The sequence below is a fragment of the Micromonospora sp. MGP-C2 genome, from assembly GCF_057766525.1.
Genome location: NZ_JBYMEN010000002.1, coordinates 5,397,447 through 5,419,302, shown reverse-complemented (window position 1 = coordinate 5,419,302; position 21,856 = coordinate 5,397,447). Strand labels below are relative to the sequence as shown.

Annotated in this window: 24 protein-coding genes; 11 read left to right on the top strand and 13 right to left on the bottom strand. The window is 71.9% G+C overall.

All coding sequences use genetic code 11. From position 1 onward, the window contains the following. Positions 1-41: 41 nt before the first annotated feature. Positions 42-758 (top strand): MIP/aquaporin family protein, encoded by a 717-nt coding sequence (locus tag AC3CF1_RS24995; protein ID WP_088946413.1) that lies wholly within the window; start codon positions 42-44, stop codon positions 756-758. Positions 759-824: 66 nt separating this feature from the next. Continuing rightward, positions 825-2,408 carry a D-alanyl-D-alanine carboxypeptidase/D-alanyl-D-alanine endopeptidase gene (dacB, locus tag AC3CF1_RS24990; protein WP_488451392.1) on the top strand — a complete coding sequence of 528 codons (1,584 nt, stop codon included), beginning with the start codon at positions 825-827 and terminating at the stop codon, positions 2,406-2,408. A gap of 45 nt (positions 2,409-2,453) precedes the next feature. Here dacB and AC3CF1_RS24985 read toward each other — a convergent pair whose 3' ends face one another. The 3 genes from AC3CF1_RS24985 to AC3CF1_RS24975 all read right to left on the bottom strand — a co-directional run bounded on the left by AC3CF1_RS24985 (position 2,454) and on the right by AC3CF1_RS24975 (position 4,641). Next, entirely contained in the window at positions 2,454-2,783 is a 330-nt protein-coding gene (locus AC3CF1_RS24985; RefSeq protein ID WP_172861950.1) for a hypothetical protein, read from the bottom strand. Positions 2,784-2,896: 113 nt separating this feature from the next. Further along, the gene (locus AC3CF1_RS24980; protein WP_488451391.1) at positions 2,897-3,049 is read right to left on the bottom strand and encodes a hypothetical protein; all 153 of its coding nucleotides are present in this window, start codon (positions 3,047-3,049) and stop codon (positions 2,897-2,899) included. Between the two features lie 998 nt (positions 3,050-4,047). Next, positions 4,048-4,641, bottom strand: coding sequence for a pentapeptide repeat-containing protein (locus tag AC3CF1_RS24975; protein WP_088946411.1), 594 nt, complete (start codon positions 4,639-4,641; stop codon positions 4,048-4,050). A gap of 98 nt (positions 4,642-4,739) precedes the next feature. Between AC3CF1_RS24975 and AC3CF1_RS24970 the strand changes: the two genes are divergently transcribed. Then, positions 4,740-5,972, top strand: a complete 1,233-nt coding sequence (locus tag AC3CF1_RS24970) for a serine hydrolase domain-containing protein (RefSeq protein ID WP_488451390.1) — start codon at positions 4,740-4,742, stop codon at positions 5,970-5,972. A 334-nt stretch (positions 5,973-6,306) separates the two neighbouring features. Here the strand turns inward: AC3CF1_RS24970 and AC3CF1_RS24965 are convergent, their stop codons facing one another. Both AC3CF1_RS24965 and AC3CF1_RS24960 read right to left on the bottom strand, forming a co-directional pair. Next, the gene (locus AC3CF1_RS24965; RefSeq protein WP_488451389.1) at positions 6,307-6,771 is read right to left on the bottom strand and encodes a PPOX class F420-dependent oxidoreductase; all 465 of its coding nucleotides are present in this window, start codon (positions 6,769-6,771) and stop codon (positions 6,307-6,309) included. A gap of 42 nt (positions 6,772-6,813) precedes the next feature. Continuing rightward, positions 6,814-7,452, bottom strand: a complete 639-nt coding sequence (locus tag AC3CF1_RS24960) for a DUF6642 family protein (protein WP_088951490.1) — start codon at positions 7,450-7,452, stop codon at positions 6,814-6,816. A 304-nt stretch (positions 7,453-7,756) separates the two neighbouring features. Between AC3CF1_RS24960 and AC3CF1_RS24955 the strand changes: the two genes are divergently transcribed. After that, complete coding sequence (locus tag AC3CF1_RS24955) at positions 7,757-8,530, top strand: D-Ala-D-Ala carboxypeptidase family metallohydrolase (RefSeq protein ID WP_488451388.1); 774 nt, start codon at positions 7,757-7,759, stop codon at positions 8,528-8,530. A 112-nt stretch (positions 8,531-8,642) separates the two neighbouring features. Here AC3CF1_RS24955 and AC3CF1_RS24950 read toward each other — a convergent pair whose 3' ends face one another. The 4 genes from AC3CF1_RS24950 to AC3CF1_RS24935 all read right to left on the bottom strand — a co-directional run bounded on the left by AC3CF1_RS24950 (position 8,643) and on the right by AC3CF1_RS24935 (position 12,757). Beyond that, a complete protein-coding gene (locus AC3CF1_RS24950) occupies positions 8,643-9,074 on the bottom strand; it encodes a hypothetical protein (protein WP_231927230.1) in 432 nt (143 codons plus the stop codon). 145 nt (positions 9,075-9,219) lie between these two features. Beyond that, complete coding sequence (locus AC3CF1_RS24945) at positions 9,220-10,539, bottom strand: ATP-binding protein (RefSeq protein WP_354981306.1); 1,320 nt, start codon at positions 10,537-10,539, stop codon at positions 9,220-9,222. A gap of 200 nt (positions 10,540-10,739) precedes the next feature. After that, positions 10,740-11,522 carry a response regulator gene (locus AC3CF1_RS24940; protein ID WP_488452128.1) on the bottom strand — a complete coding sequence of 261 codons (783 nt, stop codon included), beginning with the start codon at positions 11,520-11,522 and terminating at the stop codon, positions 10,740-10,742. Next, on the bottom strand, positions 11,501-12,757 hold the full coding sequence (locus AC3CF1_RS24935; RefSeq protein ID WP_488451387.1) for a sensor histidine kinase: 1,257 nt from the start codon (positions 12,755-12,757) through the stop codon (positions 11,501-11,503). Before AC3CF1_RS24935 ends, AC3CF1_RS24940 begins: the two co-directional genes overlap by 22 nt. Before the next feature lie 132 nt (positions 12,758-12,889). On the opposite strand from AC3CF1_RS24935, the gene AC3CF1_RS24930 reads away from it, so the two are divergent. From AC3CF1_RS24930 to AC3CF1_RS24915, 4 genes are read left to right on the top strand one after another with little or no spacing between them, the layout of a single operon-like run. Beyond that, positions 12,890-13,786 carry an ABC transporter ATP-binding protein gene (locus tag AC3CF1_RS24930; protein ID WP_355161833.1) on the top strand — a complete coding sequence of 299 codons (897 nt, stop codon included), beginning with the start codon at positions 12,890-12,892 and terminating at the stop codon, positions 13,784-13,786. Beyond that, positions 13,783-14,577, top strand: a complete 795-nt coding sequence (locus AC3CF1_RS24925) for an ABC-2 transporter permease (protein ID WP_354981309.1) — start codon at positions 13,783-13,785, stop codon at positions 14,575-14,577. The genes AC3CF1_RS24930 and AC3CF1_RS24925 overlap by 4 nt, the downstream gene beginning before the upstream one ends. 2 nt (positions 14,578-14,579) lie before the next feature. Further along, positions 14,580-15,329, top strand: a complete 750-nt coding sequence (locus AC3CF1_RS24920; protein WP_488451386.1) for a YqeB family protein — start codon at positions 14,580-14,582, stop codon at positions 15,327-15,329. 32 nt (positions 15,330-15,361) lie between these two features. Beyond that, positions 15,362-15,925 carry an SOUL family heme-binding protein gene (locus tag AC3CF1_RS24915; protein WP_488451385.1) on the top strand — a complete coding sequence of 188 codons (564 nt, stop codon included), beginning with the start codon at positions 15,362-15,364 and terminating at the stop codon, positions 15,923-15,925. A gap of 1 nt (position 15,926) precedes the next feature. Here the strand turns inward: AC3CF1_RS24915 and AC3CF1_RS24910 are convergent, their stop codons facing one another. Together AC3CF1_RS24910 and AC3CF1_RS24905 are read right to left on the bottom strand one after the other, a co-directional pair. After that, complete coding sequence (locus AC3CF1_RS24910; RefSeq protein ID WP_488451384.1) at positions 15,927-16,937, bottom strand: hypothetical protein; 1,011 nt, start codon at positions 16,935-16,937, stop codon at positions 15,927-15,929. A gap of 42 nt (positions 16,938-16,979) precedes the next feature. Further along, positions 16,980-17,111 carry a hypothetical protein gene (locus tag AC3CF1_RS24905; protein ID WP_354981313.1) on the bottom strand — a complete coding sequence of 44 codons (132 nt, stop codon included), beginning with the start codon at positions 17,109-17,111 and terminating at the stop codon, positions 16,980-16,982. 90 nt (positions 17,112-17,201) lie between these two features. On the opposite strand from AC3CF1_RS24905, the gene AC3CF1_RS24900 reads away from it, so the two are divergent. Then, positions 17,202-17,741 carry a DUF1697 domain-containing protein gene (locus AC3CF1_RS24900; protein WP_488451383.1) on the top strand — a complete coding sequence of 180 codons (540 nt, stop codon included), beginning with the start codon at positions 17,202-17,204 and terminating at the stop codon, positions 17,739-17,741. A gap of 42 nt (positions 17,742-17,783) precedes the next feature. On the opposite strand, the gene AC3CF1_RS24895 is transcribed toward AC3CF1_RS24900, so the two are convergent. Next, a complete protein-coding gene (locus tag AC3CF1_RS24895; RefSeq protein WP_488451382.1) occupies positions 17,784-18,761 on the bottom strand; it encodes an MBL fold metallo-hydrolase in 978 nt (325 codons plus the stop codon). Between the two features lie 154 nt (positions 18,762-18,915). Then, positions 18,916-19,830 carry a serine hydrolase gene (locus AC3CF1_RS24890; protein WP_488451381.1) on the bottom strand — a complete coding sequence of 305 codons (915 nt, stop codon included), beginning with the start codon at positions 19,828-19,830 and terminating at the stop codon, positions 18,916-18,918. Between the two features lie 51 nt (positions 19,831-19,881). Between AC3CF1_RS24890 and AC3CF1_RS24885 the strand changes: the two genes are divergently transcribed. Further along, positions 19,882-20,847, top strand: a complete 966-nt coding sequence (locus AC3CF1_RS24885; protein WP_488451380.1) for a LysR family transcriptional regulator — start codon at positions 19,882-19,884, stop codon at positions 20,845-20,847. A gap of 100 nt (positions 20,848-20,947) precedes the next feature. Then, positions 20,948-21,799, top strand: a complete 852-nt coding sequence (locus AC3CF1_RS24880) for an aldo/keto reductase (protein WP_488451379.1) — start codon at positions 20,948-20,950, stop codon at positions 21,797-21,799. Positions 21,800-21,856 lie beyond the last annotated feature (57 nt).

Here is a 21,856-nt window from a genome sequence, read left to right as displayed (position 1 = left end):
ATTCCGGCGACTGTCACCTGACCTGCGCTTACGCTGAGCGAATGAGCGACTTCCGTCGGTACGCGGCAGAGTTTCTCGGCACCCTGCTGCTGGTCTTCTTCGGAGTGGGCAGCGCGGTGGCCGCGCGGGTTCAGGGCGGCGTGGTGGTGGTCGCGTTGGCCTTCGGCTTCGTGATGCTCGCCCTCGTCTACACGATCGGCCCGCTCTCCGGCAGTCACGTCAACCCGGCGGTGACGCTCGGTGTGCTGCTGTCCGGCAAGATCTCGGTGGTCGGTGCGATCGCCTACTGGATCGCGCAGTTCGTCGGCGCGACGGTGGCCGCCTTCCTGCTCTGGGGGCTGACCCGCTGGGGCGACGTCGCGGACCAGACCGGTGCGCTGGGCTCGAACGGGTACGGCGCGCACATCAACCGGGGCGGCGCGGCGGTGCTGGAGATCGTGCTGACCTTCCTCTTCGTCCTGGTCGTCCTGGTGGTGACCAGCCGGAGCGAAAATCCGGGGACCGCCGGGGCGGCCATCGGGCTGGCCCTCGCCGCCACCCAACTCGTGGGCGTGACGCTCACCGGCGCCGCGGTCAACCCGGCCCGAGCGTTCGGCCCGGCGGTCTTCGAGGGCGGTGTGGCCCTGCGGCAGCTCTGGGTGTTCATCGTCTTCCCGCTGCTCGGCGGTGCGCTCGCCGCCCTGGTCGCTCCAATGGTGATGGGGGCTCAGCGGCACTACTGGGGTGGGCACGAGAAGTCGGTCGGCCGGCCGACGTAGCTCACGTGGCAGTAACTTTCGCGCGTGGCTCTTCTCCGGCGAATATCTTCGTGGCAGCATCAGCGCATGCATCGCCGTCACTTTCCCCGGGCCCTCGCGCTGCTCACGCTGGTCGCCACCGTGGCCACCGTCGGCGCGCCCGGTGCCACGGCCGAGTCGCCCACCCCCGCGACGACCCGACTGCACGCCACCATCGACACGATCCTGGCCGACACCCGACTCGCCGGCGCTCAGGCGTCGGTGGTCGTGGTCGACACCGGCACGGGACAGACACTCTACGACCGCAGCGGTGACCGCAGGCTGGTCCCGGCCTCCAACACCAAGCTGATGACCTCGACGGCGGCCCTGGAGCTGCTCGGCCCGGGGCACCGCTTCACCACCGACGTGCGTACCAGCGGCAAGCGCCGGGCCGGCCTGCTCTCCGGCAACCTCTACCTGCGCGGTGGCGGTGACCCGACCATGCTCGCCGCCGATTACGACGCGCTCGCCGCGCAGGTCGCCGCCGACGGCGTACGGGTGGTCACCGGCAACCTGGTCGCCGACGACACCCGCTACGACCGCACCCGGCTCGGCCCCGACTGGACCTGGGACGACGAGCCCTATTACTACGCCGCGCAGGTCTCCGCGCTGACCGTGGCCCCGGACACCGACTACGACGCCGGCACCGTGATCGTGCAGGCCGCCCCGGCCGGTCGGGCCGGTGCCCCGCCGGTGGTCAGCACCACCCCGGCCACCGGCTACATCCGCGTCGACAACCGGGCCGAGACGGTCGCCGAGGGCGAGACCTCGATCTCGATCGAACGCGAACACGGCAGCAACACCGTCGTGGTGACCGGCCAGATCGCCGTCGGTGACGAGCCTGCCAGCGACTGGGTGACCGTCTGGGAGCCCGCCGGCTACGCGGCCGACGTGTTCCGGTCGGCGTTGCACCGGCACGGTGTGCGGGTGCTCGGCCGGACCGTGCTCGGCCAGCTCACACCGGAGACGGCCCACCCGGTGGCCCGGCACGACTCGATGAGCCTGGGCGAGCTGATGACGCCGTTCCTCAAGCTCTCCAACAACGGGCACGCCGAGGTGCTGACCAAGGAGATCGGCCGGGTGCTGTCCGGCGAGGGCACCTGGGCGGCCGGGTTGACCGCAATCAGCGAGTACGTCGCCGACACCGGAATGGACACCGGTCGGCTGCGTCAGCGCGACGGCTCGGGGCTGTCCCGGCGCAACCTGGTGCCGGCTACGGAGTTCGTCGACCTGCTGAGCGCCGTGCGCGCCGAACCATGGTTCGAGACCTGGTACGCGGCCCTGCCGATCGCCGGGCAACCCGAGCGGTTCGTCGGCGGCACCCTGCGCAGCCGGATGGCCGGCACCGCGGCGGCGGGCAACGTGCACGCCAAGACCGGAAGCCTGACCGGTGTCTCCGGGCTCTCCGGCTATGTCACCAGCGCCGACGGCCGTCTGTTGGCGTTCTCGATCCTGCTGAACAACTACCTGACGGCGTCGGTCAAGTCGCTGGAGGACCAGATCGCCGTTGCCCTGGCCGGGTTCCGCGAGGATGCTGCGACGGCGGCGCGGATGGCACCGCCAGCGGTGCCCGAGACGCCTCGGACCCCGGAGGGCGTCGAGTGCTCCTGGGTCAAGCCGATCACCTGTTGAGCTGTGGCCGGGAGGCACCGGTGTGCCTCCCGGCCGGGCGCGCGCTCAGGCCGGTCGGTCCGGTGGGGGGACCACCGCCGTGGGGTCGCCACGCTCGATGAGCGCGTCGATCTCGGCGGCCCGCAACCCGCGCAGCGCCAGCACCCGGGTGCCCCAGCGGTGCAGGCGGCACGGGTGCGGGCTGGCATCGTTGCGGCAGACCACTCCCCCGGACCACCGCCGGGGGGCGTGCACCACCACCGCCCGCACCGCGAACTGGGTGTCCTCGCCCGTCACGTACGGCGGCAGGGGGATGTCGCGGAGCACCTCCCCGGACGCTTCACCGGCACCGGACGAAGCGGCGCCACGGACGCGGTGGGCGGTGCTACTGCTCATCTCCGCTGCCTCCACACTGGATGGTCGGGTGGGAACAGCAGAAAGTTACGGCCATATCGACGGTCCGCGACGGACAAACTGTCCCGCTGTGCCATCGCGCAGCGGTCGGCTGGTCAGCGCACCGCCACGGCCTGGAGGCCGACGTTGCCGCAGTGTGAGGTGAAGACCTTCTCGACGGTCCAGGTCAGGAGCAGTTTGGCACCCTTCGGCACCGTGAACCGGACGGTGAACTGAGCGCTCTTACCGGTGTACGGGTCCTCCAGCACGGCGGTCCTGACAGGTCCGCCGGTGGATAGTCGCGCGTCCAGGCGCCCCCGGGCCATCCACGTGCCGGCGTAGAGCTGGACCGTGCGCGACTCACCGCTGCCAACGACGGCGAGGCGGAAACCGTTGCCGGCGCCGCAGGTGTAGACGCCGTTGGAGCTGTCGCTCGCCGACCGCTGGGACGATCCGTCGGACCAGCGGACGTGCTCCTGGTTGCCGTCCCAGCCGACCCGCCTGCCGGCACCGCCCTCGTCGGCGATCTCCCCGGAGCCGGCGCGCTTGCGGACCGTCGAGGTGCCGCCGCGCTCCCCCAGTGCATCCAGTCCCGGGCGCCCACGGCGGTGAGGTCGACCTCGGCGGGCATCTCTGCCTGGGTGACCGACAGCGCCGACGCCTCAGGTGATGGCGGCGGTGGGGCCGGTGCGCTGGCCGACGGTGTCGGCTCGGGCGAGGGTGGACGCTGGCGCGGACGCAGGCCCGGCATCGCCGGCCCCGCCTCACCGGTGCGCCCGTCGGTGGCCGGGAGACCGGGGGAACGGGCGGCACCCGCGGTCACATCGCCGGAGCGACCACCCTGGCCGTCGCCGGGCTCCGGGTCCGACCGGCTGCCGAGGTAGGCGACCAGCACCACCAGACACGCGAGTACGGCCGCACCCTCCACCGCCCAACGTCGCCGCCGCCGGACACGGGCGACACGGCGCAGCACGGCGAGGGTCTGCCCGAAGGTGCCGGCGCCCGAGCGGTGCTTCGGCGGCGCGTCCCCGGCACCCGGATCCGCCCGCATGCGGTCTTCGTCCGACACCGACCCCTCCAACTCCACCACCCGGCCGCCGTCGACCGCCGCGCGTCATACCGTCCACTGTGGGCCGTTTCGCGTTCGTACCGGCGTGGACGACACGCTAGATCCGGACTGCCTGACGTGTCCAGCCCGCAACCGGACGCTGCCGGACAACCCGCCCGCGGGAACCGGCACTTCGGCAGGCCACGAGCACCGCTCGCGTCAGCCGATCCGGAAGCCGAGGAGTTGCGCGATGACCACGGCCTGCCCGACGTCGATGACGGCTCCGGCCCGCTCGACGGCCGTCGGGTCGAGCGCGGTGAGATCGCTGCCGCGCAGGTCGGCGCCGCCCAGCTTGACGTTGAGCAGCTGCGCGCCGGACAGATCGACGCCAGCCACGGTGGCCCCGGTGAGATTGGCCCGGGTCAGGTCCACCTCGCGCATCCGCACCCCGGTCAGCCGAACACCCCGCAGGTCGGCGCCGGGCAGGGCGACGAAGGACCAGTCACCGCCGTCGACGGTCAACGGTCGCAGGTCGCACTCGAAGAAGGTGCTGCCGACCAGCTTGCAGCCGGTGAACTCGGCCTCGAAGAAGTTGCACCGCCGGAACACGCAACGGGTGAAGGCCGAGTCGACGTGCCGGGACGCGTTGAACCGCACGTTGCCGAACGTGCACCCGGTGAAGACCGCTCCACGGCTCACCGCCTCGGTCAGGTCCACGTCGAAGAACTCACAACCCACGAAGTGTCGGTCGGTCAGCTCCTCGCCATACCAGTCCTCGTTACGGTAGGTCACGTCCTCGGTCAGCTCCGGCATCCGGCCAGGCTAGTGGCCAGCACCGACAGCCGCGCAGCCGACGTGGCCCGCTGTGACCCCCTTCCGGTACGGGCGAACCGGCGAGTAGGTTCGGCGACGTGAGTGTGGCTCGGAGCAAGGACCCGGATCAGATCGGTTTCGACCCGGCGCGGTTGGCGCGGATCGACGAGCACTTCGGCCGGTACGTCGACGACGGCCGGCTGGCCGGCTGGCAGGTGGTGGTCACCCGTCGCGGCGAGGTGGCGCACTCCTCGACGTACGGGCTGCGGGACCGGGAGTCGGGCGCACCGGTCGAGGCCGACACGCTCTGGCGGATCTACTCGATGACCAAGCCGGTCACCTCGGTCGCGGCGATGATGCTGTGGGAGGAGGGCCGGTTCGAGCTGACCGACGAGATCAGCCGCTGGCTTCCGGAGTTCGCCGACCTACGGGTCTACTCCAAGGGGTCGGTGCTCAAGCCGTACACCGTGCCGGCGACCGAGCCGATCCGGGTCTGGCACCTGCTCACCCACACCGCCGGCCTGACGTACGGCTTCATGCAGACCTCGGTGGTCGACGGAATCTACCGGGCCGCCGGCTACGACCTGTACCCGCCGGCGGACGTCGACCTGGCCGGCGCCTGCGCGGTCTTCGGGAAGCTGCCGCTGCTGTTCCAGCCCGGTTCGGCCTGGGGCTACTCGGTCGCCACCGACGTGCTCGGTCGGCTCGTCGAGGTGATCTCCGGGCAGAGCCTCGACGCGTTCTTCGCCGACCGGATCTTCGGCCCGCTGGGCATGACCGACACCCGCTGGTGGGTGGAGGGCGAAGAGGCGGACCGCCTGGCCGCGCTCTACGTCCCGGACCCGCGCAACGGGCGGGCCGTCCGCTACGACAGCCTCGGCTCGCTCGCGTTCAACAGGCCGGCCCTGCTGTCCGGCGGTGGTGGCCTGATCTCCAGCGCCGCCGACTACCACCGCTTCACCCAGATGTTGCTGCGCGGCGGCGAGCTGGACGGGGTTCGGCTGCTCGGGCCGCGCACGGTGCGGTTCATGACCCGCAACCACCTGCCCGGCGGGCAGGACCTGGGCACCCTGTCCACCGGCGGCTTCGCGGAGTCGACCCTGGACGGGATCGGCTTCGGCCTGGGCTTCGCGGTGACCGACGACCCGATCCCCAGCCGGGTGCCGAGCAGCGTCGGCGAGTACTACTGGGGTGGAGTGGCCAGCACCGCGTTCTGGGTGGACCCGACCGAGGAGATCACCGCGCTGCTGTTCACCCAGCTGATGCCGTCGAGCACCTACCCGCTGCGCTCCCAGCTGCGCCAACTCGTCTACGCCGCCCTGCTCGACTGAGGCGGTACGACCGCCGAGCCGCTCGGCGCTGACCTCCGCGGACCCGGCGGCAGCGACGCCGGGAGGTCAGGCCGCCGACCCGACCCGTGTGTCGCCGCCGCTGTAGAGCTGCCCCAGATGTGGGGCACGCGGCGCCAGCTGTCCCGGCAAGCCCGCCGCACCCGAGCACGCCGCACCCCAAGCACGGCCAGCGACCTGCCGCCCCGAATCTGGGGCAGCTCTACAGCACGGCGGCCACACCCCATGACCTCCACCTCGGGTGTCCGCGGTCGTCGGTGGTCGAGGTGGTCGAGGTGGTCGGGTCGCCGCGCTGGCCTACCGGGCGCGATCGACCTCAGTCGGCGAGGCGGGCGGGGAAGCCACCGGTGGCGATCGGGCCCCAGGCGTCGATGGTGACCCGGATCAGCGACTTGCCCTGGCGCACCATCGCCGCCCGGTAGTCGTCCCAGTCCGGGTGTTCGCCGGAGATGCTGCGGAAGTATTCGACAAGCGGCTCCAGCGCCTCGGGCAGGTCGAGCACCTCGGCGGTGCCGTCGATCTGCACCCAGGGGCCGTTCCATTCGTCGCTGAGCACGCACGCCGAGACCCGCGGATCGCGGCGGATGTTTGTCACCTTGGCCCGCTCGGGATAGGTCGAGACGACGAGCCGGCCCTGCCCGTCGATCCCCGCCGAGACCGGGGAGGACTGCGGGCGACCGTCGGCCCGGGTGGTCATCAGCAGCACGCGGTGTCGCGGCCGGAGGAAGTCGAGCAGGCTGTCCCGGTCGACCCGGGTGTTCCGTGCGATGCTGCGCGCCATTCCTCGTTCCTACCAGGGTGCGGGCGGGGCGGCGGCAGCGGGTCAGCGGGGCCGGGCCGTGGAGCGGTGCACCGCCTGGGTGGGCACCCGGGGGCGGCTGGACGGGCGCCAGGCCCGGCCGTTGGCGTAGATCACCCGAAAGCCGAGGTACGACGCCAGCGGCGCCCAGTGGGCCGAACCCATTCGCAGCTCGGCGGCATTGTGCCGCTGGCCGTTGGCGAGCACGTCGAGGAGGACGGTTTCGAAAGCCGCCGATTCGACCCAGTCGACTTCTCGGGTAAAACCGCAGATAAGAGCGGCTCCGGTGACCTCCAGGAACTCGCGCAGCACCGCGTCGGAGGCCCGCAGGACGGAGCAACTGCCGAAATAGAGTCGTCGCCCCTCGGCCCGGCCGGCCATCAGGTCGGCCACCTCGTTCAACTCCACGGACTGCCAGTCGGTCAGGCAGAGCCGGCTCGGTTCGCCGTGCATCGCGAAGAAACCGACCCGGTGGTCGGCGTACTGCTTGAGCAGCCAGCGGTCCAGGAAGTAGAACAACTCGTCGCGGGTGGCCGCGTCCTTGTGGATGAAACGGATCTTGCCGAGCCGCTCCAGCAGCTCAAGGGTGGGCAGGACGGAGCCCCGCTCGTTGAGGTCGCGGTGCCACTGACCCTCGACACAGAAGACGCCACCGCGTGCCACGTGCACCTCCGCCAGTCCGCAGCCCGAGGCTGACGTTACCGGCCGCCAGCAGCCAGGGAACATCACCCTCGGTGTGGCGGATTGCGACGTTCGGTGCGCTTGATCCTGCAAGGGCTGATCGGCGATCAATGGCTGTTTCGCAAATCAGCCTAATTCCCAGCCAATACCCAGGGACCGCAGATTGTGAGGACGATTCTCGTTAATCGCCTCCAACCACACCGATCAGTGTCAGGGTGGAGATCGCGGGACTTCTCGGTCGATGTCCCGTGGCCACCCCATTCGCTCTCCTATCGGGAGGACTTCTGTGCGCGTAAACACCTTGAAGCGTGCTGCCATCGCATTCGCCCTGGCGTTGCCCGGGGCAGCGATCGCTGCGGTGGTCGCCGCGCCAGCGGCGTATGCGGACGGCTGCTACACGTGGAACCGCACCCTGGCCCAGGGGCGCTCCGGCGACGACGTCCGACAGCTGCAGATCCGGGTCGCCGGCTGGGCCGGCAACCGGAACATCGTGGAGAACGACGGCCGCTACGGACCGAAGACGGCCGCCGCGGTCAAGCGGTTCCAACAGGCGTACGGGCTGCGCGCCGACGGTGTCGCCGGTCCGCAGACCTACGCGAAGCTGTACCAGCTCCAGGACAACGACTGCACACCCGCGCACTTCAGCTACAACGAACTCGACAACGGGTGCGGCGGAAGTGGGTGGAGCGGCGGTCCGCTGTCGGCGGCCCAGACCAAGCAGAACGCGCTGCGCACCATGTGGAAGCTGGAGGCGCTGCGCAAGAGCCTCGGCGACAAGCCGCTCAACGTGTCCAGCGGATACCGCAGCCGCGCCTGCAACAACCAGGTCGGCGGCGCGTCGGACAGCCAGCACCTGTACGGCAACGCGGCCGACGTCACCTCACGGACGTCGTCGCTGTGCCAGGTCGCCCGCGGCGCCCGTAGCAACGGCTTCAGCGGGATCTACGGGCCGGGTTACCCGGACCACGACGACCACGTGCACGTCGACTCGCGTCGGGAGAACAACAGGGACAACAGCTCGAACACGACGAACTGGTCCGCGCCGGACTGCGGGATCTGAGCCGGCGACGACCGACTCATCTGTTGGGCGCGACGTCGGCCCGACGCGGAGGGGGATCTCCGCGTCGGGCCGACGTGGTGTCGCCCCCGGTCGGGTGGGCGGAGGGGTGCGCTCAGCTCGCCCGGGGCCAGCGCGGCGCGGTGACGGGGGGAGTCACCGGCCGGCCAGCAGCGGTGGGCCGTACACCCGGTGGGACGACCCGCGCGGCCTGCTGCCGCGCCGGCAACCCACCGGTACGCCCGGCCGGCGCCTGGTAGCCGGTCGTCGCCGGCCGGCTACCGGCGGGACGTGCGGGAGACGGCCCCGTCGCCGTGAACGGGAACGGTACGTGCACGAACGGATTGCCGTGCCGGATCAACGCCTCGATCTGGCGCTCGTTGAGCCCGTGTGTCTCCAACACCCGTCGCCCCCAGCGGTGCAGGCGGCACGGGTAGGAGGCGCCGTCATTGCGGCACAGCGGCCCGGTGGGCCACTCCTCGGCGGTGTGCACGACCACCGCCCGCACCGCCAGCCGGACATCTTCCGGGGTCAGCGATGCCGGCATCGGCACCTCACCCAGTACCTGATCGATGGGATCCGTCGACTGCTCACCAACTCGCACGGCAGGCCTCCCGCAGTTCGGCAGCGGTACGGCGGACCCACCGCACCGACATCCTCGGCCATGGGTACGGCCGGCACCGGACGAAAGTTCAATTCTGGTACGCGGTAAGCAGATCCTCCGGCGACAGCACTCGGATCCCCTCGACGACGGTGCCGCTGCGCGACACGGCAACGGCCGGCACCGCGTCGTCGGCACCGGGCAGCCGGGACCGATGCAGCAGCAGCCGACCCAGGTCATGCGCGTCGAAGGGCCGGCTCTCCTGCCATTTGATCGAACCGACGAAACTGATGCGCTGAGCGACGGGCCCCCGGTCGGCGCCAACCAGGTCGATCTCCGGGTCGTTGGTCCGGGTCCAGTAGCTGCCGATCACCGCTGCCTCCGCCGGCAGGTGGTCGCCGCTCAGCCGGCGCAGTGCCTCTCGGACGACAGGTTCAATGGCCCGTCCCCGCCAGGACGCCCACGACCGGACGATCCGGTCCAGGGTCAGGTCGCCTCGCCCGCGCTCGATCTCGGACAGGTGAGATCCCAGGAATGACAGCCAGAAGCGCAGGTACGGGTCGGCCACCGCATAGCGGGTTTCCCGCGACGGCTTGGTCGACAGCGGAACGGCGACCTCCACGGCCCGCTTCTGGGCCAGCAGGCGCAGGGCGCGGTTCAGGGACGCCTGTGGAAGATCCCCCGCAGCGCGGGAGATCAGCGAGAAGGTCCGCTCACCGCTGCCGATGGCCCGCAGCACCAGCCCTGCCTGGGACTGGGGCGGAAACTCCGCCGCCAGTGCTCGCTCGCCGCTGACCAGCAGAGCGGAGGTCGGATCCCGTACCGCCTCGCTCAGATAGTCGTGGACGGATGCGCCGTTCGGCCACTCGTCGAGGATCAGCGGCAGACCGCCGGACACCAGGTAGGCGTCGAACGCGTCGGCGGCGGACAGGTCGAGCATGTCGCGGACGTCGGCTGGGCTCAGCGGCGGAATGACCATCTCGGTGGCTCGCTGGTGGAACGGCCGGCCGTAGTCGTTCAGGGCCTCCATCATCGCCAGATCCGAGCCGACGCAGATCAGCAGGACGGGCCGCCGGGACAACTCGCGATCGAAGACCTTCTGCAACGTTCCCTCGAAGCCCGGGTCACTCGCGATGAGGTACGGCATTTCGTCCAGGACGACGACGCTCGGTCGGTCGGACGGCAGCGCGGCGGCGAGCAGGGTCAGAGCGGCGTCCCACGTCTGCGGTTGCTGCTCACGAAGGATCTGCGCCCCCGGCAGCGTCGAGGCGGCCGCCGTTTCCACGAAGAGTGCGAGGTCGGCTGCGACGGTCGGCTGCGCGGAGGCGGTGAAGAAGAGATGCGGCACGTCGGCCCGCTCGACGAACTCCTCCACCAGTCGGGACTTGCCTACCCGCCGGCGACCGCGCATGAGAAGGGCCCGCCCAGGCCGACCAGCACGACCACCTCGTTGCACCCGAGAAAGCATTCCGCCGAGGAGGTGGAGTTCACGGTCCCGTCCGACAAAGCCAGCCACGATCACTCCTGACACAACCAACAATGGAACAACCAAGAATGAGTGTAACCTCATCCTGTTGGTATGCCTGGCCATCTGGCCCAGCGAACGGCTCGTCAGACCAGGCCGGCGTCGTGCACGAGCAGGGCCACCTGGACCCGGTTGTTGAGGTCGAGCCGGGTCAGCAGCCGGGAGACGTACGCCTTCACCGTCGCCACGCTCATGAACAGCTCCCCCGCGATCTCCGCATTGGTGTGCCCGCGGCCCAGGGCGACCGCCACCTGCCGCTCCCGCTCACTGAGCCCGGTGAGCAACCGCAGCGCCCGCTCCCGCCGCGGGTCGGGGCCGGCCGGGCCGGGGGTGGCGGCGGTCACGTGGGCGATCAGTGTGCGGGTCACCGTCGGGGACAGCGTCGCCTCACCGGCCGCCACCCGGCGCACGGCGTGCACGATCTCCGCCGGCGGGGTGTCCTTGAGCAGGAAGCCGGCCGCCCCGGCGCGCAACGCCCGCAGCACCTGCTCGTCGGCGTCGAAGGTGGTCAGCACCAGCACCTCCGGCGGGTGCGGCTGGGCACGCAGGGCCTCGGTGGCGGTCAGCCCGTCCACCCGGGGCATCCGGATGTCCATCAGCACCACGTCCGGGGCGTACGCGGCGACGGCGGCGGGGACCTCACCGCCATCGGCGGCCTCGCCGACCACGGTCAGGTCCGGCAGACCGCCGAGGATCATCGAGAGCCCGGCCCGGACCAGCGCGTCGTCGTCCACGATCAGCACGCGCACCGGCGACACTGCCGACTGCGGCCCCGCCGCACCGGAAGGGCCGGCCACACCGGAGGCGTTGGCGGCGCCGGAAGGGCCCGCTGCTGCGGAAGGGCCGGTCACGCCGGCCACGGCAGCCAGGCGGCCAGCCGGAAGTCGCCGGCGTCGTCGCGACCGTAGGCGAGCCGGCCACCGGCGAGGGTGACCCGTTCGCTGATGCCGACCAGGCCGGTGCCGGCGCCCGGCAGAGCGTCGCCGGCCGGTGCGCCGACCGGCCAGCGGTTGCCGATCGCCACGGTCAGGGCGCTGCCCGGGCCGCCCGCGACGTCCACGGTGACCGCCGCGCCGGCTGCGTGCTTGCGGGCATTTGTCAGCCCCTCCTGCACGATCCGGTACGCGGCCCGGCCCAGCGCGGCCGGCACCTCCCCCGGACTGGCGACGCTGTCGCTGACGTTGACGCGCACCCCGGCTGCCCGCGATTCGGCGATCAGGGCTGGCAGGTCGGCGAGTGTGGGTTGCGGCGGCTCCGGGGAGTCGCCGTCGTCGCTCTCGGCCCGGAGCACCCCGATCACCTCCCGCAGGTCCTGAAGGGCGGCGTGCGCACTGCCCCGGATCACCCCGGCGGCCCGGGCCACCTCGTCCGCGGGAGCGTCCGGGCGGAACTCCAACGCCCCGGCGTGCAGGCTCAGCAGCGAGATCCGGTGAGCCAGCACGTCGTGCATCTCCCTGGCGATCCGGGTGCGTTCGAGGTGGCGGGCCTGGGCGACCCGGAGCTGCTGCTCGGCTTCGGCCCGCTCGGCCCGATCCCGCAGCGACACGATCAACTGCCGTCGGGCCCGGACGAACATCCCCCAGGCCAGCACGGTGAGAGTGATCACCACACCCCAGGCGACGGTGGCCCAGTAGGGCATGACCGGATCCGGACGAGTCCAGCTGTAGACCAGGTTGGTGATGAGACCGACGCCGGTCACCGCCACCGAGACTGCGGTCCGCCGGTGCACCACCACGGTGAAGTAGAAGATCAACAGCGGGATGGAGGCGGCCATCGAGAACAGGTTCAACGGCAGGGTCGCCACCATCAACCCGAGCGGCCACCGCCTCCGCAGCCAGAGCAGCCCGCAGCAGACCAGCCCGATCAGCGCGTCCACGCCGACCATCCAGTCGTGCGGCAGCGCGACCGCCGTCTCCGGGTTGGGCGACAGGGCGTCCGCCGTGGCGTACAGCACCCAGAGCAGGCTGATCAGGAAGGCCAGGGTGTCGACCGCCCAGTCCCGGGTGGTCCGCCGGGGCCGGCGGGTCGCCGTCTCCGGGCTGGCCGCGCCGGCCAGCGCCCCGGGCAGCAGCCAGGGGTGTTCCGGCACGGCGAGGCTGGTCACGGCACCATGCTAGGCAGCCGAAGGGCGCCACGACCAGCTACCAAAGTCGAGACCCGCCGGTCGACCAAGGTCGGTACGGCATCGACCGGCGGCCGCAGCGGATGGCCGGGCGGCGCGGGCAGGCTCGACCACATGATCACCGTGGAGAACCTCACCAAGCGATACGGGCCACACCCGGCGGTGGACGACGTCTCGTTCCACTGCGAGCCGGGGACCGTCACCGGCTTCCTCGGCCCCAACGGCGCCGGCAAGTCGACCACCATGCGCATGATCTGCGGGCTCACCGCGCCGACCGCCGGCCGCGCCACCGTCTCCGGGCGCCCCTACCGGGAGCTGCCCAACCCGGGGCGGGAGGTCGGGGTGCTGCTGGACGCCTCCGCCCAGCACGCCGGGCGGACCGGCCGCGAGGCGTTGACGCTGTCCGCGTACACCATGGGTTTGGACCGGCGCGAGGTCGCCGCGAAGCTCGACCTGGTCGGGTTGAACGCGGTGGCCGCGAAGCGCCGGGTCCGGGCGTACTCGTTGGGCATGCGCCAGCGCCTGGGCCTGGCGCATGCGCTGCTCGGTGACCCCCGGGTGCTGATCCTCGACGAGCCGGCGAACGGCCTGGACCCGGAGGGGATCTTCTGGATGCGCGGCCTGCTGCGCGACTTCGCCGACCGGGGCGGCACGGTGCTGCTCTCCTCCCACCTGCTGCGCGAGGTGGAGGCGGTCGCGGACCGGCTGGTGGTGATCGGGGGTGGCCGGATCGTGGCCCAGGGCAACAAGAACGAACTGCTGGCCGGCGGCGGCACTGTGGTCCGGGCCCGCGACGGCGCGGCGTTGCGCCGGGCGCTGGGGGTGGCCGGGCTGAGCGCCGCCGACAGCTCGGAAGGACTGCTCGTGCAGGCCGACGCCGAGGCGGTCGGCCAGGCCGCCGCCGATGCCGGCGTCGCGCTGGCCGAGCTGCGCCCCGCCAGCGGCGGTGGCCTCGAACAACTCTTCCTCACCCTGACCGCCGGCGAATCCACCAAGGAGGCCGTCCGATGACCACCACCGCGCCCGCCGCGAGCGCCGTCGCGCCCCAGCAGCACACTCCGGTACGCCGACCGTCGCTGCTTCGGCTCACCGTCGTGGAGCTGCGCAAACTCGTCGACACCCGGGCCGGCCGCTGGCTGCTGATCACCATCGGCCTGATCGCCGCAGTGGTCGTCACCCTCCAGTTGATCTACGCGGACGACGCCGACCAGACGTTCTCCAACTTCTTCGTCCCCTCGCTGCTGCCGGTGGGGGTGCTGTTGCCCGTGCTCGGCATCCTCTCGATCACCAGCGAGTGGTCGCAACGGACCGCCCTCACCACGTACGCCCTGGTGCCCCGCCGGGAGCGGGTGGTGACCGCCAAGCTGGTCGCGGTCATGGTGGCGGCGCTCGCTTCGGTGCTGGCCAGCCTCGCCCTCGCCGCCGTCGGGACGCTGGTGGCCTCCGCCATCGGCGGCGCCGGCACCTGGCAGCTCGACGGATCGCTGATCGTGAACGCGGTGATCCTCCAGGTCACCAGCGTGCTGATGGGCGCCGCCTTCGGTCTGCTGCTGCTCAACCCGCCGGTGGCCATCGTCGGCTACTTCCTGCTGCCCACCATCTGGGGAGTGCTGGGCGAGATGGTCCGGCCCCTGCGCGGCCCCTCCGAATGGCTCGACACCAGCAAGACGATGGAACCGCTGTTCAGCAGTGACGCCCTCACCGGGGAGCAGTGGGGACGGATCGTGGTGTCCCTGCTGGTCTGGCTGGTCCTGCCACTGGCCGCCGGGCTGTTCCGGACGCTCCGCCGCGAGGTGTCCTGACCATGGACATGGCCGGCTACCGACCACGCACCGTGGTCAGCGGTGGCCCGGTGGAGCTGGCGGTCATGTGGGGCGGCTTTCCGCTGCTCGGCGCGGGCGTGGGATGGCTCCTCGCGGCCACGACGGGTTGGCTCGCCCGGCTGCCCTGGGTGCCGTTCGGCGATCTGATCGAGTGGCTGGACCGGCTGCCCGAGCCGCAGGCCACCGCCGGCACGATCGCGGTGGGCGTCCTGGGCGGTCTGGTCATCGCCGGGATCGGCACCGCCGAGCGGCTGATCGTCACCGTCGACCCGACACAGGTCCGGCTGCGCCGCTCCGACCAGGACCGGACCGTCGCACGGGCCGACGCCCGGGTGGTTTTCCTCACCGACGGGCATTTGGTGCTGCTCGACGCCGACGGCGCGGAACTCGTCCGGGAGCCGACGGACCTGCCGGCCAGCCAACTAGCTGCAGCCTTCCGGACGCACGGCTGGGGTTGGGCGGACGACGACCCGCACCGCTCGGCGTACCGGCTGTGGGTGCCCGACCTGCCCGGCCTGCCCGCCGGCGCGGACGCACTGCTGCGCGCGCGCGTTCGGGCGATCGGGCGGGACCGCCGCGACGACGCCCGGGAGCTGCGCCGGGAGCTGGGGCTGATCGGTGTGGTGCTGCGCGACGACAGCAAGCGGCAGTACTGGCGGCTGACCGCGCGAGCTGTCGCCCCATGGCCGGAGCAGTCGACTTCGGCCGAGCGGGAGCCGGACGGGCGGTAGCGTCTGTCCCAGCAGACCCTGGGAGCCGCGCGATGACCGAACAGCAGCCGTACCGGGTGGTGTCCCGACACCCCGGCTTCGAGCTGCGTCGGTACCCGGCCCATGTGGTGGCCGAGATGCAGATCCAGGCGTCGTTCACCAGGGCGCCGATCGAGGCGTTCCGGCCGCTGGCCGCGTACCTCGGGGGTGCCAACCGGGCTCGGCACCCGATCGGGTCGAACATGCCGGCGACGTCCGCGTCCGACGGCTCGGAGAAGATCGCCATGACGGTGCCGATGGTGCAGGTGGAGGGTGAGTGGCCGGGCGCGTACCTGCTCCAGTTCGTCATACCGGCCACCTTCACCGCCGCCACAGTGCCCGAGCCGGTGGACGCCCGGGTGCGGATCCGCGAGATTCCGGCGCAACTGGCCGCGGCCATGCGCTTCTCCGGCCGGTGGACGGAGCAGGCGTTCAGCCAGCGGGCAACCATGCTCGGCCGGTCGGTCACCGCCGCCGGGCTGCAACCCACGGGCGCGATCCGGTACGCACGCTTCGACCCGCCGTGGAAACCGTGGTTCCTGCGCCGCAACGAGGTCGTGCTGCCGGTCGTCGAGTGAGCTACCGGAGCCGCCGACGGTCCTCGACGCTCGGTCGCGCCAGCAGCAGGGACATCGCGAGCCCGGAGAGCAGCCCGAACAGCGAAATCAGCACGTCGGAGTCGGCGCCGTTGATCGGGCTGTTGCCGGCCAGCCTGGTGAACGTCGCGCCGATCGGCAGCAGGATCATGATGGGAATTGCCGTGGCCAGCAGGAACACCGTCGGGCCAACCACCGCGACGAGAGCGGCGAGTGCGTGGTGCCACCAGATCGGCCGACCGCCCGGCCAGTCCCAGGCCAGCACCGTGATCCCGGTGAGCAGCACCGCCCCGAGGGCGACCTCCGGCAGGAGGCGTGAGCCGGGCGGGGCGGCACGCGCCAGCCCGACGCCGAGCAGGGCCGCCACGACGAGACCGGCCGCCAGCCCGACGCGAGCCTGGGTTCGTGCCGGGGCCGCCGCCAGGGCGGCACCGACGGCCAGCACGACAAGCAACGCCGCGGTGGCCAGGGCGCCCTGGTTCAGCTCCGGCTCCCGGTCGGTCGGTGACTCGATGCCGGCCGCCACAAGCGCCAGAACCCCGGCCACACACGCCGCGCCGGTCAACGCCTTCCGCTCCACCGCTGAGGGCGTGCCACGCTCCCGGGCTGGCGGCGTGGCACGCTCCCGCCAATGCAGCACCGCCACGAGCGCCGCGAGCACGGCGCAACCGCTGACGGCGAGCAGCACCGTCGCCTCGACGCCGGCTGGGTCGGCCCGGTCGATCGCCACGTCGGCGGCGACCCACAGACCGCCGAGCGCCACCGCCGGTTGACTCCAGCGCAGGTGCCCCCGGCCGGCCAGCACCAGCCCGATCGCCACTGCCATGATCGCTAGGAAGCGCAGGTCGCGCGCCCAGTAGGCGTTGTTGCCCGGCAGACTTTCCGACCACGGACCGATCGGCTCGGTAAGCGGTTGCAGCACGGTCACGCCGAACGCCCAGAGCAGAACGGCAGCGGTGGAGAGGATCAGCCCGACCGGGCGTGCGGATCGCATCCGTGGACGGTAGCGGGCCGCTCGCCCGGTTTGGGGGGCGCGTCAGCCGACGACGCCGACCGACGACCGCGCGGGACGGTGCCGCAGCGACCGCCACGTCGGCAGCACGCTCGCCAGCGCCGCGAGCAGCAGGCACAGCCCCACCACCCCGGTGACCACCGACCACGGCACCACCAGGTCGACGGGGGCACCGACCTGCTCGGCGAGGCCGGCGCGCGGGCGGCCTACGCTGAGCCGGTCGGCCGCGAACCCCCAGGAGGAGCCATGACCCGGTACGTCGCCCTGCTGCGCGGGGTCAACGTCGGCACCACCAGGCTGGCGATGGCCGACCTGCGTCGGATCGTCACCGACCTCGGGCACGAGGACGTCAAGACGTACCTGCAGAGCGGCAACGTGGCCTTCGGCAGCACCGTGCGCGACGCGGAGAAGCTGGCCGCCGGCATCGAGCGGGCCCTCGCCGACGAGCTGGCGTTGAAGGTGCCGGTGCTGGTGCGCAGTGGCCGGGAGCTGGCGGCGGTGGCCGGCGGCAACCCGTACGCCGACCGGGAGGACGACCCGACGAGGCTGCTGGTGGCCTTCCTCGCCACCCCGCCGAAGAAGTCCACGGTGGACGCGCTGACCGTGCCCGGTGGGGAGAACGTGTCGTTCACGGTGACCGGCCGGGAGGTCTTCCTGCACTTCGTCGACGGCGGTTCCGGGCGGTCGAAGTTCACCAACGCGTACCTGGAGAAGAAGCTCGGCGTGGTGTCGACCAGCCGCAACTGGAAGTCGGTGCGGGCCCTGGCGGAGATGACCGCCGCCTGACCCGGGTGGGGGCCGCAGCTCGGCGACCCCCACCGACGCTGCTCAGAAGTGGTACGCGGTCTCGTACTCGGGCACCAGCACCCGGCTGCGCGGCGAGATCCGGCGGACGGCCGCGATCATGTCGTTCAACCGGGTGCGGTCGGTCGGGGCGACCGGCGGCGGGTTCTGAAGCGCCGTCTCGAAGTTGTCGAAGTGCACCGGCACCACGACCTTCGGATAGTCGAGGCCGGCCAGCAGACGTGGCAGGTAGTCGCCGGTGGTGGTGGCGTTCTGCAGGGCCACCATCGCCACGTCGGGCGACAGGCCGGTGAGGTTCCGCTCGGCGACGTCGCTGGCCCCGGTGAAGTACACCGACGGGCCGCCGTCGACCCGCAGCAGGTAGCCCAGCGTGTCGCCCTCCGGCAGGTCCGCGATGGTCGCCGGCTGCGCGGGCTGGCTCACCCGCACCCCCGGAAAGGCCAGGGAGTACGACGGGTTGCGGCTGTGCAGCGAGCCGACGACCTCGACGGTGTGGTCCCCGAAGTCCAGCACCTCCCCACCCTTGACCGGGCTGAGCTGCGTCGAGGGCACCCCGTAGGCCAACCCCAGGTGGTACGCGGTCAGCGTGCCGAACACCCGCGCGCCGGTGCGCTTGGCGATGTGGGGCACGTCCATGAAGTGGTCCCAGTGGGTGTGCGTGACCAGCACCGTCGTGGCCTTCTCGACGCGCGGGTCGATCACGTCGGCGCGCACGGTCAGCTTGGTGTCCGTCTTGAAAGCGCCGGTGAACAGCCCGGTGTCGATCCGGCTGAGGAACGGGTCGACGAGAACGGTGCGGTCGGCGATGTCGACGCGCCAGCCGGCCGTACCCCACCAGCGGAAGCTGACCGCACCCTTGCGCCGGGCGGTGGGGGTGGGTGCGGCGGCCGGCGTCGCGGCGTGGGCCGGGGTGGCGGCGCCGGCGGCGAGCCCGCCGGTGGTGACCAGGGCGGTGGTGGCGGCGGTGTCGCGCAGGAAACGTCGGCGGTCGAGACTGGGCATGCGGTTCTACTCCCCGTGGTCGGGCGGTTGGTCGACCACGAGCCAACCAGCGCCGCCGGGCTCCGGTCCAAGATCGAAGACGACCGGCTCCGATACATCAGCGGATATCGGGCCAGCTCAGGTGCGGCACGCCGAGACTGCGGCGGGTACGGAATCAGTCGCCGCGCAGCGCCTCGACGGCCGTCCGGGCGGCCTGCCCCATCGCCAGGTCCACGTCGATCCGCCGCGAGGCCAACCGGTCGGCACGGGCGAAGACGGCGATCGCGTACCGGCCGCCGTCGGGATATTCGGCAACCCCGGCCTCCAGGTGCAGACCGGGCAGGGTGCCGGTCTTTCCGGAGACCCGGACGCCCGGCGGGAACCCGGCGGCCAGCCGGGTCCAGAAGATCTGCCGGGCCATCCAGGTGCGGACCATCGCGCAGGCGGCAGGCGGCCCGGCCTCGTCCCGCCAGATCAGCGTGAGCAACCGGGTGATCTCCCGGGCGGTGCTGGAGGTGGTGTGCTCGGGGTCGAAGACCCGCATCGCCCGGACCCGTTCCTCCGGCAACGTGGGGAAGATCCGTGCGAACTCCGCCTCCGTGGGTGCGCCCACGTCGGCGAGCATCAACTCGACCAGGTCCCGAGGGCCGCCGAGGACGCGGGTACGGCTCAGCCCCAGCTCGGCGGCGAGCATCGGCAGCAGGTCCGGGCCGACCCGGCGCAGCAGCAGGTCGGCGGCGGTGTTGTCGGTAACCGACATGGCGAAGTACGCGAGGTCGCGCAGCGACACCTCGGCGTCGTCGGTGCAGCCGGCCAGACCCCACCCACCGAGCCGGTCGTCGGCGGTGACCAGGACCCGTTCGGTCGGGTCCAGTTGACCGGCCTCGACCTGCCGGGCGAACTCCAGCACCAGCAGGACCTTGAAGATCGAGGCGATCACCACCTGGTCGTCGGCCCGCACCCCGATCTCCGGAACGCCGTCGGCGGTGCCGCCGGGGGTCGGGTCGGTGGCGTCCACGTCCACCACGTGCAGGCTGGCCGTCACCCCCACGGCGGCGAAGATGGCCTCGATACGCGCGCTGACGTCCACGCCAGCACGGTATCCAGCGGCCCTACGCCAGCGCTGGCGTAGGGTCCGGCCGTGGATCTGCTCCGGCACCTGCGGCACTTCGTGGTGGTCGCGCACGAGCTGCACTTCGGGCGGGCCGCGGAGCTGCTCGGGATGGCCCAGCCGCCCCTGAGCCAGTCCATCCAGCGGCTGGAACGGGAGCTGACCGTCGAGTTGTTCGACCGGTCCCGCCGCCAGGTACGCCTCACCACCGCCGGTGAGCTGCTGCTCGGCGAGGCGGAGGAACTGCTCGCGGGTGAGGGTCGGCTCCGCAACCTGATGGGGCAGGTCCGGGCCGGTGAGCTGGGCGTACTCCGGGCCGGGGTGCCACCGGAGACGCCCGCGGTGACGCTGCGCGCGCTGCTGGACGGGCTCACCACCCGGGCAGCCGGCCTGGACGTCGAGCTGCACGAGCTGACGACCGCCGAGCAGGTGCGGATGCTCGCCGAGCGGACCCTGGACGTGGGGCTCGTGCACCACCCGGTGTCGGCGGACGGGCTGCGCTTCGGCGCCCCGGTGGACGTACCCCTGGGGGTGTTGCTGCCCCGCACCTCGCCGCTGGCCCGCGACCGGGAGGTGGCGCTCGCGTCGCTGGCCGGTCTGGATCTGGTGGCCGCGCCCCGGGCCACCGCTCCCGGCTGGCACGACCACCTGCTGGCGGTGTGCCGACAGCAGGGTTGGCGACCGGCCCGGGTGCGCCCCGCCCGCAACCCGGAGTTCCTCTTCGGCCTGGTGCTGGCCGGCGGCGGTGTGGCCTTGGAACCGGCGACGGTGGCGCGACGGGAACCCCGCGTCGCCTGGCGGCCGATCGCTGGCGCGCCGCTGGCCAAGCGGACGTCGGCGGCCTGGCCGGACCGGTCGGCGCACCCGGCGGCGTCGATGTTCGGGCAGCTCGCCGCCGAGGTGCTGGCCGACTCCGAGCCCGCGCCACCCGCGTCGGCCGGAACCTCGCCGCCAGCGGCACGGCCCTGGCCTGTGCTCTTCGACACGACCGGGTGAACCGTCCCGGCGTTGCGCTCGTCACCTCGGTTTGGGCGGTGCACCGGCAGCCCACCCGGGTATGGATGACAGGCAACGAAGATGACGCGAAGGAGCCGCAGTGGCAATCACCATTCCCGACATCAGCCTGAACGACGGCACCACCATTCCGCAGCTCGGCTTCGGGGTGTTCCAGATCGAGCCGAAGGACACCGTCTCGGCGGTGACCACGGCCCTTGAGACGGGCTACCGGCACATCGACACCGCCGAGATGTACGGCAACGAGGCCGAGGTCGGCGAGGCGGTCCGGATGTCCGGCCTCGACCGGGGTTCGGTGTACGTGACCAGCAAGCTGAACAACGGCTTCCACCGCCCCGACGACGCCCGCAGGGCGTTCGACTCGACGCTCGCGGCGCTGAAGATGGACTACATCGACCTGTTCCTGATCCACTGGCCGTTGCCGACCCTGTACGACGGCGACTACGTCTCGACCTGGAAGGTGCTGGAGGAGTTCCAGCGCGACGGCCGCGCCCGCTCGATCGGCGTGTCGAACTTCCAGGTGGCGCACCTGGAGCGGCTGGCCGCCGAGGCGGACGTCGTGCCGGCGGTCAACCAGATCGAGGCACACCCGTACTTCACCAACGACGAGGTCCGCGCCTACGGCCGCGAGCACAACATCCTCACCGAGGCGTGGTCGCCCATCGCGCAGGGCAAGGTGCTGGACGACCCGACGGTGCTCGACATCGCCGGGCAGCTCGACCGGACCCCGGCGCAGGTGGTGCTCCGCTGGCACGTGCAGCGCGGCGACATCATCTTCCCGAAGTCGACCACCCCGAAGCGGATCGAGGAGAACACCCGGATCTTCGACTTCGAGCTGGACGACACGGCGATGGAGCGGATCACCGCGCTGGACCGGAGCGAGGCCGGACGGCAGGGCCCCAACCCGGACACCTTCGCCTACGTCCCCCGCTGACCTGAGCCCGCCGCTCGGCGGGCGGGTCTCCTGAATGCGTGATGCCTCAGAGTCATC